This is a genomic window from Roseicella aerolata (assembly GCF_020523605.1).
GTDB lineage: Bacteria > Pseudomonadota > Alphaproteobacteria > Acetobacterales > Acetobacteraceae > Paracraurococcus > Paracraurococcus aerolatus.
In genome coordinates this window covers 1-1,726 of record NZ_JAJAQI010000133.1, presented here as the reverse complement: position 1 = coordinate 1,726, position 1,726 = coordinate 1, and the positions used below count along the sequence as shown (strand labels likewise).

Here is a 1,726-nt window from a genome sequence, read left to right as displayed (position 1 = left end):
GCCGATCGGAAACATCCCTCCCGCCGAGGCCGAGGCGCGCTACTATGCCCAACGGGAGACAACCGCCCTGGCGGCATGACCCAAGCACAAAAGCCTCCGGCCATCCCGGTGCGGTTCAGATCCGCTGCCGCATCGAGAAGGTATTCGGCACCTGGAAGCGCAGCTACGGCCTGCGACGGATGCGCTGGCTCGGCCTCGCCAAGGCCGGGCTGCAGGTCAGGCTCGCCGCCATGGCCTACAACCTCCGCCGGACGCTCACCCTGCTGTCCGGCGCGGCAGCCTGAGACGGAACGAGTCTGCCCGCATCACACCCGGCAGGCCGCTGAGCGGCAAGACTGGCGCTCCGCAGCCCAGTCAGCGGACGAGAAAACCCGAAAAGCCCAGGCATCGGCTTCCTCGGCCCGTCCGCGCACAGGTCTCCTAATCTTACTGTGTCACTTTCTTCTTGGCCGTATATGCTGTTTCTGCAGGCAGCAGGGGCAGCGCGGGAGGAGGTGGACAAGGCCGACGGTGAGGCGGCGGCGAATGCTGGCGATTGAGTGCGGCACGTGGCGCTCAGGCCGGACCGGCACCGCGCGGCTGGAAGCCCTTGGGTAACGCAGGTGCCTTGAGCCGTCGCGCGGTGAAGCGGGATTGAGGGGGGAAAAGGCAGCGCTCGGCCACGAGGAAGCCGTAGGCTGCGATGCAGAGGCTGGCATGGTGGTGAAAGCCGCGCCAGCCGCGACCCTCGTAGTGGCCGAGGCCGATCTCCTGCTTGAGTTCCTGGTAGTCCCGCTCGATCCGCCAGCGCGCCTTGGCGGTATGGACCAGATCCTTCAGCGCGGTGCGGGGCGGCAGGTTGGACAGCCAGTACTTGGCAGGCTCCTCGGCACCCTCGGGCCACTCGATCAGCAACCACTCCTCCGGCCAGGGCTCCGAGCGCAGGGTGTCGCAGTGGGCCGGGCGGACCCGCAAGGCAGCGAAGCGGGAGGTGAGATCGGCCTGGCTGCCCTCGCGCCAAGTGACGGTACGCCAGGCCTTTGGCGGCAGGCCGAGAGCGAGATCCTTCACCGACACCGGCTGGTGCTCCGGGCTGCGCCGGAGCCGGGTCGGCGGCCGGCCCCGGCCGGACCAGGGGGCAGGCGGCAGCGGCGCCTGGCCCGGCGGCCAGACGCTGGTGCCGGGACGAATGCCCAGCACATAGCGAAGATCCAGCTCTGTCACCCCGACCCGGAAGTCGCACTCGTCGCCATAGCCGGCATCGCCCAGCACGATGCCGACCGGCACGCCTTGCTCGCGGGCCTGCCGGAGCTGGCCCAGCGCGATCGCGGTTTTGGTCTCGAAGCCGACCTCCTCCGGCACCTCCGCCTTGGCCCGCCGCACCGGATCCGCGGCCCAGGCCTCCGGCAGGTAGAGCCGGTAGGCGATCGGCAGGCTGGCCTGGTCGTTGGCCACCGACAGGCTCACCGCCACCTGACAGTTGTCCTGCTTGCCGAGCTGCCCGCAGTACTGCCGCGCCACTCCGACCGAGTGCGTGCCCTGCTTCGGGAAGCCAGTGTCATCCACGATCCAGTAGCGCACCAGTCCGTGCCGCTCGATCGCCGGCAGCACCTGCTCGCGCACCGCCGTGTGGCGCGACGATCTGGATGCGAGCAGCGCGACAATCAGGATGAGAGTCTGTGGTCGCGGCGGCTGGATGATTGTCGCGGCGCGACAGGTAGGCAAGCGGTTTTCGGGTGATGCGCGA

1 protein-coding gene and 1 pseudogene are annotated in these 1,726 nt (G+C 69.2%); one reads left to right on the top strand and one right to left on the bottom strand.

Translation table 11 applies throughout. From position 1 onward, the window contains the following. The first annotated feature begins 44 nt into the window (after window positions 1–44). On the top strand, window positions 45–284 hold the full coding sequence (locus tag LHA35_RS28140) for a transposase (protein ID WP_226614949.1): 240 nt from the start codon (window positions 45–47) through the stop codon (window positions 282–284). A gap of 271 nt (window positions 285–555) precedes the next feature. Here LHA35_RS28140 and LHA35_RS28135 read toward each other — a convergent pair. Next, a pseudogene (locus tag LHA35_RS28135) lies at window positions 556–1,602 on the bottom strand (IS701 family transposase); the annotation flags it as partial. Between the last annotated feature and the right edge of the window lie 124 nt (window positions 1,603–1,726).

What these genes read in the sequence shown, in the direction of transcription:
- LHA35_RS28140 (WP_226614949.1), top strand. Translation starts at nt 45, where the DNA reads ATGCCCAACGGGAGACAACCGCCCTGGCGGCATGACCCAAGCACAAAA.